7 protein-coding genes and 1 tRNA gene are annotated in these 8,508 nt (G+C 66.4%); 5 read left to right on the top strand and 3 right to left on the bottom strand.

The features are described from left to right. Positions 1-362 precede the first annotated feature (362 nt). Positions 363-2,435, bottom strand: a complete 2,073-nt coding sequence (locus B3D39_RS16580) for a [FeFe] hydrogenase, group A (RefSeq protein WP_274963132.1) — start codon at positions 2,433-2,435, stop codon at positions 363-365. A 159-nt stretch (positions 2,436-2,594) separates the two neighbouring features. On the opposite strand from B3D39_RS16580, the gene B3D39_RS16575 reads away from it, so the two are divergent. From B3D39_RS16575 to B3D39_RS16555, 5 genes are all read left to right on the top strand, one after another. Beyond that, the gene (locus B3D39_RS16575; RefSeq protein WP_078570070.1) at positions 2,595-3,443 is read left to right on the top strand and encodes a hypothetical protein; all 849 of its coding nucleotides are present in this window, start codon (positions 2,595-2,597) and stop codon (positions 3,441-3,443) included. 56 nt (positions 3,444-3,499) lie between these two features. After that, complete coding sequence (locus B3D39_RS16570) at positions 3,500-4,393, top strand: lytic transglycosylase domain-containing protein (protein WP_274963131.1); 894 nt, start codon at positions 3,500-3,502, stop codon at positions 4,391-4,393. Positions 4,394-4,461: 68 nt separating this feature from the next. Beyond that, on the top strand, positions 4,462-4,929 hold the full coding sequence (locus B3D39_RS16565) for a GNAT family N-acetyltransferase (RefSeq protein WP_274963130.1): 468 nt from the start codon (positions 4,462-4,464) through the stop codon (positions 4,927-4,929). A gap of 42 nt (positions 4,930-4,971) precedes the next feature. Continuing rightward, positions 4,972-5,048: transfer RNA gene (locus B3D39_RS16560), tRNA-Arg, on the top strand. 147 nt (positions 5,049-5,195) lie between these two features. Continuing rightward, complete coding sequence (locus B3D39_RS16555) at positions 5,196-5,669, top strand: glycine zipper 2TM domain-containing protein (protein ID WP_083078996.1); 474 nt, start codon at positions 5,196-5,198, stop codon at positions 5,667-5,669. A 48-nt stretch (positions 5,670-5,717) separates the two neighbouring features. On the opposite strand, the gene B3D39_RS16550 is transcribed toward B3D39_RS16555, so the two are convergent. Continuing rightward, a complete protein-coding gene (locus B3D39_RS16550) occupies positions 5,718-7,556 on the bottom strand; it encodes a heavy metal translocating P-type ATPase (protein WP_274963129.1) in 1,839 nt (612 codons plus the stop codon). Between the two features lie 132 nt (positions 7,557-7,688). Then, positions 7,689-8,508 (bottom strand): MFS transporter (locus B3D39_RS16545; protein ID WP_286789898.1); only part of this gene is annotated, 820 nt, incomplete at its 5' end.

The raw sequence follows: 8,508 nt of genomic DNA, 5'->3' as shown, positions 1-8,508 counted from the left end.
CGGCTTGCGTCACATAGCTCGTGCCCGTGGTGTCGCCGGAGGGCGCAAGCCAGAGCCACGCGCCGATCGCGATCACGACAGCACCCGCGCCGAAAGCCCAGAGTCGCCAGGGGCGTCCACTCTTCGCAGTGGACAGCATTTGTTCGATTTCGTCGCGGCTCTGGCTTGGCATCGTTCATCCGTTCCGGTTTCTCTCCCCGCAAGCTCGGGCGGGAGTACTACGTCCGAGAAAATGAACCCCGTCGCCCGCTATGGCTTTGCTCTAGAACAAGAAAGGAAAAAGAAACGCGCTTGTGATCGTCGGGATGATGAATTTGTGACCTGTCTTCGCCCTCTGCGCGGAAAGCCTGCGCAGGAGAGTGTCACAGGACGGTGCGCGTGAGAGTCTGGATCACCGTCTGAGCGTAGCCGTCAGCTTCCACGGTGCTCAGCTCCAGATCGAAGCGGCTGCGGCTCCCGTCGGGGGCGAGGACCGTGAGGTCGTCGATATCCGAGGCGCGCTCCATCTGGTGGCGCGCATATTTCGCACCGCGCAGGTTCGGCGGCAGCTTCGCGTTGATAAGCCCCGCGATCTCGTCCGCGCCGGTCAGCACGCCGAAGGGAGATGCGGTCGACCAAACCCCATCGGGATGAAACAGCTTTGCGGCCGCTGCACCGTCGCGCCGGTCCACGCAATCCAGAAAGCGCATCAGCAGCGAGCGCGCGGAATGTCTGGCGGCGTAATGGGTGTGAAGCAGACGGTGCGCGGTCGGGGAGTTCGGCGCGCCTAGCTCCGAGGCATAGAGCGCCTGCACATCCGCGTTCTCATAGGAACGGCGGCGCGGTGCCTTCGCATCGACGCTGTAGATCGCCTTGGCGCGTTTTTGCAGAATATGCGGGTCCATGGATTTCGGCTCACCGCCGCCGCCGAGACAGCCGCCGACGCAGGCCATGACTTCGATCACGACATAGTCGTCGCGCCAGGCTTCGTCTTCCAGCATGCGCTGGGCCGACGCGATCCCGTTGCACACGGCCACCGTGCCGACGCCGGGGATGGTCGCGGTTTTCACACCCTCACGGACGCCGCGCAGCGCCTCCCATTCCAGCGGCAGATCGTGCTCGATCCCTTTGAAATGCGCAGCCGTGCGGACCATCGCCTCCATGACCCCGCCGGAGGCGCCGAATATCTGGGCGGCCCCGGTGCTCTCGCCCAGCGGGCTGTCGAATTGCCCGTCCTCGGAGAGCGCTCCGAACGGAATCCCCCGCGACCGGATCATCCGGGCCAGTTCGCGGGTGGTGAGCACATGATCCACGTCGCCGGAGACGCCGGGGCGCTGGGCTTCGTCCTTCTTGGCGGTGCAGGGCATGACGCTCACGACATAGGGCTCAGCTTTGCCGTCTGCGAAATCGGGCCCCAGAGACCGTGCAAAGCGGCCCCGTTTCGCGATCGCGCCATGCATCTGCTGGGGGGATTTGGTCGTGCTCAGATGCGGCAGAAGATCGGGGCGGTTCAGCTCGACCCAATTCACCCAACCCGGACAGCAGGAGGTGAACAGCGGCAGCTCCGTCCCCGCTTCAAGCCGCGACAGCAGTTCGGTGCCTTCCTCCATGATCGTCAGATCGGCGGCGAAATTGGTGTCGAACACATAATCGAACCCCAGAAGCCGCAGCGCATTGATCAAGCGCCCCGTGCTGACGGTGCCCGGCTCCAGCCCGAATTCCTCGCTGATGGCGATGCGGGTCGCCGGGGCCACCTGAACCACGGAGACGCGCCGATGGGCGTCGAGCGTTTGCAGCACCGCGTGCCAATGCGGCGCCTCGATCAGCGCGCCAACCGGGCAGACAAGCGTGCACTGGCCGCAGGAAATGCAGTTGGTCTGCGACAGCGGCACGTCGAAGACGGTGACAGGGCGGCGGTCAAATCCGCGATTGGCGAACCCGATGACATTCTGGTTCTGCACGCTGTCGCCGCAGACCTCCGCACACAACCCGCATTCGATACATTTCGACAGGTCGCGCCAGATGCTGGGGGAGGTGTGATCGGTCGCGAGCTCTTCCGAGGCGGCAGGCGCCCCGGCGGGCATCTTCGGCCAACGCTCCTCCCACTGGTTCTCATGGACGAGACGCTGCAGTTGGCACGCCCCGTTCACCTCGCAGCGCATGCAGTCATTGGGATGGCGCGCGAGCAGCCATTGGGCATCGGCTTTCCGAAAGGCCGCCAGCGCCTCGGTGTCCGTCGCAACGACATCGCCCTCCTTCGCAAGGGTGCGGCAGGCCGGTTGCGGATTATGGCTGCCCTCGATCTCCACGAGGCACATGCGGCACACGGCATGGGCGGGCAAGCCGGGGTAATAGCAGAGCGTCGGGACATGGATGCCAGCCTGCTTCGCCGCCTCCAGCAAGCTGGTGCCCTCATCGACTTCGACGTGCCGCCCGTTGATCGTAAGCGTGATCATGCGAAGGGACCTCCCATCGTCGCAGTATAGCAGAGGCATGGCTCGCGGCAGAAGTCCCGCCTTCGGCCCGCCCGTAGTCGCGTCCTTTCCAGCAGTTTCCCAATTTTCGGGCCAGCTGTGCTACACTGAAAGCCGATGGTGCTCGAAAGGACGACGTAAATGGCCCGAGCCACCCGGATATTTCAGCCCGCCTCACACTGGGGTCTCGGCAGCTACTGGCAGGGCGAGTGCCCGCCTTGGATCGCGCTCGTCGTGGTGCTGATCGGCGGACGGTTGGCTGTCGCCGAGCTGTGGCAAGCTTTGTCGTCGCCGCTCTCGATGCCGTTTTTCGCGTTGCTGTTCCTCGCGGATATGACACTGGCGCTGTGGCAGCTGGTGGGCGCGTGGCGCAGCCTGTCGCATTGGATCGATGCGCGGGCGCGGGGCCATGTGCTGCTCGCGGGGCGCGTGGCGGTGGTGGCGGTCGCGGTGGTGACGGTGACCCATGCGCTCGATCAGGCCGCGCGGCAGACAGCGGCCTTGGTGCCGGCCGCCTATGCCGGGCCGCAGCCGCTGGAGGTGCGCAACGGCGTCGCTTATCTGACCGGCGATATCGGCTACGATCTTCTGGCGCGGTTCGAGGCAACCCCGGCGACGGGCGTCGCGGCGGTCGATCTCGACAGTGCCGGCGGGCAGGTTTTCGCCGCGCGGGCGCTGGCGCAACGCGTGCTGGCGCGGGGGCTGAGCACGCAGGTGACGAAACGCTGCTATTCCGCCTGCACGCTGATCTTCATGGCGGGCGCGCATCGCGATCTTGGGCCGGAGGGAACGCTGGGTTTTCACGGCTATAGCTTGAAAGCCTACCCGCTGCCGATCGATGTGGCGAAAGAGGAGGCGATCGACCGCGCCTTCCTGCGCGATCGGGGCGTGAGTGCCAGCTTCTCCACGCGCGCCTTCGCGACACCGCATCGCGATATCTGGCGCCCGGACCGCGAAGTGCTGGCCGCCGCAGGTGTGCTGCGCGACTAAGGCTCGGCCTCGACGTCGCTCTGGCGCCATGCCGGAATTCCCGCTAATTTTCAGTGATGAAAACCCTCCTCTCAGCCCTGTTTTTCTGTATCCTCGCGGGGGCGCTGAACGCGCAGCCTGCGCGGGCGATGATCGGGCCTCCGGCGCCCGATCTGCGCTGCACCGAGGACGGGCGCCGCTGCATCGGGCTGAAAAACTATTTCGCCGATACCTGCGGGCTTATCGAAAACGCGGCGCAGGAGGCAGGGATCGACCCGGGCTATTTCGCGCGGCTTCTCTGGCGCGAAAGCCGGTTTGATCCGGCGGCAATCAGCCCCGCGGGTGCGCAGGGGATCGCGCAATTCATGCCCGGCACGGCGCGACTGCGGTCGCTTGGAGACCCGTTCAATCCGGCCGAAGCGATCGAAGCCTCGGCGCGCTATCTGGCCGAGATGGCGACGCGCTTCGGCAATCCCGGCCTCGCGGCGATCGGCTATAACGGCGGCGAGGACCGTGCGGCGGGGTTCATCGCGAAGACCGGCGGGCTTGCGGGCGAGACCCGCGCCTATGTGCGCGCAATCACCGGCCATTCCGCGGAGGATTGGCGTGATACGCCGCCCGAGGAGGTGGATTACCGGCTCGATGGGGAGACGCCTTTCCTTGCGGCCTGCACCAAACTGGCGAAGGGCCGGGCGATCCGGGAATTCCGCGATCCTGTCCCGCCCTGGGGCGTGATCGTGGCCGCCGGGCGCACCCAGAGATCGGCTGAGGTCTTCGGCAAACGGGCCGCGGCGCGTCATTCCGGCGCGATTGGGGACGCCAAGCTGCGTTTCGTGCGCGCGGTGATGCCGGGCTTCGGGCGGCGCGCGCAATACACCGCGCAAGTCCCGGCAGGTTCGCGCAAAGAGGCGCTGGCGACCTGCGAGAAAATCCGCGGACAGGGCGGGTTCTGCAAAGTCATCCGCAACTAAGGCGTTTTCGCGCTGGAGGCTGGTGCGCGCCGGGCCTAATCTGCCGCCGACACGGATGAGGACGCCCCATGGAAGACACGATCGAAATCGCGCGCGAGACCCCGCTGGGCGCGGATCTTGCAGAGCTTCACGCCCGCCACACGGCGGCGATGCACGAAGATACGCCGCCCGAGTCGATCCATATGCTGCCGCCAGATGCGCTGGCTGCGCCCGGCATTTCCTTCTTCGTGATGCGGCAGGCGGGGCGCCCGGTGGGCATGGGCGCGCTGAAGCGCATCGCGCCCGATGAGGGCGAGATCAAATCGATGCATATCCTCTCCGAGATGCGCGGGCGGGGGCTCGCGCGGCGGATGCTCGAGCAGCTGATCGACGCCGCGCGCACTGACGGCATTGCGCGCCTCTATCTCGAGACCGGATCGCAGGACTCCTTCGCCCCGGCGCGCCAGCTCTACCTACGGGCGGGCTTTGCGGAATGCGGGCCCTATGTCGGCTACCAGCCCGATCCGAATTCCGTCTTCCTGATGCGCGCGATCTGAACTTGCACCGCGCGCGCCGATCGCGCATTTAGGGGGCCACGCGGTCCCTTAGCTCAACTGGATAGAGCAGCTGACTTCTAATCAGCAGGTTCGGGGTTCGAGTCCTCGAGGGATCGCCAAAATCCTCGCTTCTTGCGACGCGGCCTCCGCCTGCGACTTATTCAACCTCATTGTCCGAAAACAAGGAAACGCGCTCTGAATCGCGGCAAGCTTCTTTTACGCCCGGATGTCAAAGACATGCGGCGGAGCTACCATGGAGGTTCAAAATGCGTATTTTTCTTCTTGTTCTGCCTGCGGCGCTGAGCGTTGCCGCCTGCAACCCGACGCCGGGTCCCTATGCGAACGGTCCCTATACCGGTCCGGGTCCCGGCCCGCGCACCACCTACAGCTATGACAGCATCGAATATGGTCGCATCGTTTCGGTGCAGCCGGTCACGATGCGCCGCACCAGCGACGGCGACCAGATCGTCGGCGCGGTCACGGGCGGCCTCGTCGGCGCGGTGATCGGGCACCAGTTCGGCTCCGGAACCGGCAAGGACGTGATGACCGGCGCGGGCGCGATCGCGGGCACAATTATCGGCAGCAACGTCGCCAGCCAAGGCGGCACCTACACGTCCTATGCGTGGACCGTGCGGCTCGACAATGGTGGCTCGATCACCGTCATCCAGATGTCGAACCAGTTCCGTGTCGGCGACAGGGTGAGCGTCGTGCGCAGCGGCAATCAGGTCTATCTGCGATAACGCCACTGGGCACAGGCTTGAGTGAGGGTGCGACGTCGTTTTGCGTCCTCACTTGGGCCTGATCCGAAGGGCGCGCAGGGCGTTCAGGATCACGGCAACGTCGATCGCCTCCTGCAAGATGGCGCCCTCCACCGGCGTGAGGTAGCCATAGGCGGCTGCGATCATGCCGAGCACGGAGAGTCCGATACCGGCGACGACGCTCTCGAAGGCGATCCGCCGCGAGGATGCGGCGATTTCGATGCCCGCGCGCAACTGATCGATCCGGTCGACGAGAAGTACCACATCCGCCGCTTCGGCCGAGGCGGCGGCCCCGCGCGCGCCCATGGCGACACCGACATCTGCGGCGGCGAGCGCGGGCGCGTCGTTCACGCCGTCGCCCACCATCATGACCGGCCCGTGTTTGCGCTCGGACAGCACGAGGAGAACCTTCTGGTCCGGCGTCAGGCCCGCGCGCAGCCCGTCGAGGCCGAGCCCCTCGGTCACGCGTTCGGCCACATCCGTCCGGTCGCCGGTGGCGAGCAGAATCCGTTCGATCCCCTCGTGGCGCAGCCCTTCGAGCATGGCGCCCGCATCTTCGCGCAGCGGATCGGCCATCACCAGATGCCCGGTCATGCGCCCATCGACGGCGACGGCGACGAGGACCGCCCCGGCGGCCATCGTGGGGTGATCGCCCGGTTTGCGCCCGACACGTGCTGCCACGAAATCGTCGCCACCGACGATGACCTTGCGCCCATCGACATGGCCCACAACGCCTTCGCCCGCGATTTCCGCCACATCCGACGGGACGGGCAGGGTGAAGCCGCGCTCTTTCGCGGCGGTTACGATCGCCTGTGCCACCGGGTGTTTCGAGGCCTGATCGAGGGCTGCGGCAAGGCGCAGGATCTCATCCTCCTCCATCCCGTCGTGACTGTCGATCGACACGATCTGCGGGCGGCCTTCGGTCAGAGTGCCGGTCTTGTCGAGGACCAGCGTGCCGATGCGCGCCATCGTCTCGAGCGGTCCTGCGCCCTTGATCAGCACGCCGTAATGCGCCGCTTGCGAGAGCCCCGCCACCAGAGCGACCGGCACGGCGAGGATCAGCGGGCAGGGCGTCGCGACCACGAGCACGGCGACGGCCCGGATCGGGTCCCCGGTGAACCACCAGGCCGCGAAGGCGATGGCGAGCGTGACCACGAGAAAGCCCAGAGACCAGCGATCCGCGAGGCGCGACATCGGGGCCTTGGAGGCCTGCGCCTCCTCGACCAGCCGGACGATCCCGGCATAGGTACTGTCCTTCGCGGGCCGCACCGCCATCAGATCGAACGCCTCGCCTGCATTGGTCGAGCCGCTCATGACGTCGGCCCCATGCGCCAAACGAACCGGCAGAGACTCCCCGGTCAGCGCCGATGTGTCCAGAAAAGCCGTCTCGGAGGCCAATGATCCGTCCACCGGCACCACGTCGCCTTGATGGATCAGCAGCCGATCCCCGGGGGCGATCTCGTCGAGGGGGATATCCTCCAGCCCGCCATCGCGATGCCGGGTCGCGGTCCGTGGGACCCGCGAGAGCAGGTCGTGCATCTCACGCCGGGCGCGGCCCTCGGCGAAGCTCTCAAGAAAGGTGCCGCCGGAATACATGACCGCCACGACCGCCGCGGCGAGCGTTTCGTCGAAGACGAGGGCGGCCGTCATCGAGAGCGCGGCCACGATATCGAGACCGACTTCGCCGCGTCGGAGGCTGCGGGAGATCTCAAAGACAAGCGCGGCGAGGGTGGGCACGACGCCGACGATCCAGCTGGCTTTCGCCAAGGCGTCCGCGCCAGCCGCCCAGAAGGCGAGGCCCACCACCAGCGCCGCTACAGCAAGCGCGAGGAGGGCGAGCTTCAGACGGTCGGTTCCGCGCTGTTCCATCCGGTCTGTGGTCCTTCTGCACGTCTCACTGTCGATGGCGCCTCACATCTCCAAAGCGAGCGCGCCGTCACCGTGATAGCGCATCCCGGTGATCGGTCCAGCCTCCAATTCGGTTTCGCGGGATTGCTTCGGTCAGCGCAAAGGCGCGCGGCTGCGATCAGGGGTCAGAACAAGCGCAATCACTGCGATCAAACCCGCCGCGAGCATGTAGAGCGCAGGCGCGGTGACCATGCCGGTCGCGGCGATGAGGCTCGTGGCGATCATCGGCGTGAGGCCTCCGAAAATGCCGAGGCCGATATTGAAGGCAACGGAATAGCCCGAGAGCCGGTCCCGCTCGGGGAACATCTCCGCGAACAGGGCAGGGCCGGAGCCCAGCGGCACGGCCAACAGAAGGAAGGTCACCGCATGTGCGACGACCACGGGCAGCAATGCGCCGCCCGACACGAGCATCCACTCGTGCAGCGGCCATGCGACCAGCGCCAGCAGCCCGATCGCCAGAGCGATCCAGACCCGGCGGGGCACCCACCGGTCGCCCACGATTGCCGCCAGCGGCATCGCGGGGATCACGAGGACCGTCATCGCGGTGTTGATCAGAAGCGCGGTGTCCCGTGCCATCAAGCCCTGACCCGACAGCCATTCCGGAAGATAGACGAAGGCGATGTAGTAGCAGGTGCCGTAACTGGCCGCGAAGGCCACCGCCAGAAGCGTCTCTCTGCGGTTCGTCGTGAAGGCTTCGAGCAGGGGCGATGTGTCGTCGCGCCGCTCCTGGTGCTGCTGGAAATGCTCTGATGTGTGCAGATTGCGGCGGATCAGGATCGCCACTGTGCCAAGGAGCGCGCCGCCGAGGAAGGGCAGGCGCCACGCCCACTCCGCGAGCGTCTGAGCATCGAAGAGGTTCGTCACGAGCGCCGCCGCCCCGACGCCCAGAAGCGAGCCCGACATGGAGCCGATA

It is taken from the genome of Thioclava sp. UBA3469, assembly GCF_002378135.1.
In the GTDB taxonomy this organism is placed as follows: Bacteria; Pseudomonadota; Alphaproteobacteria; order Rhodobacterales; family Rhodobacteraceae; genus Thioclava; species Thioclava sediminum.
Note: the sequence above shows the minus strand (reverse complement) of the source record. Positions and strands in the feature narration are given on the sequence as shown.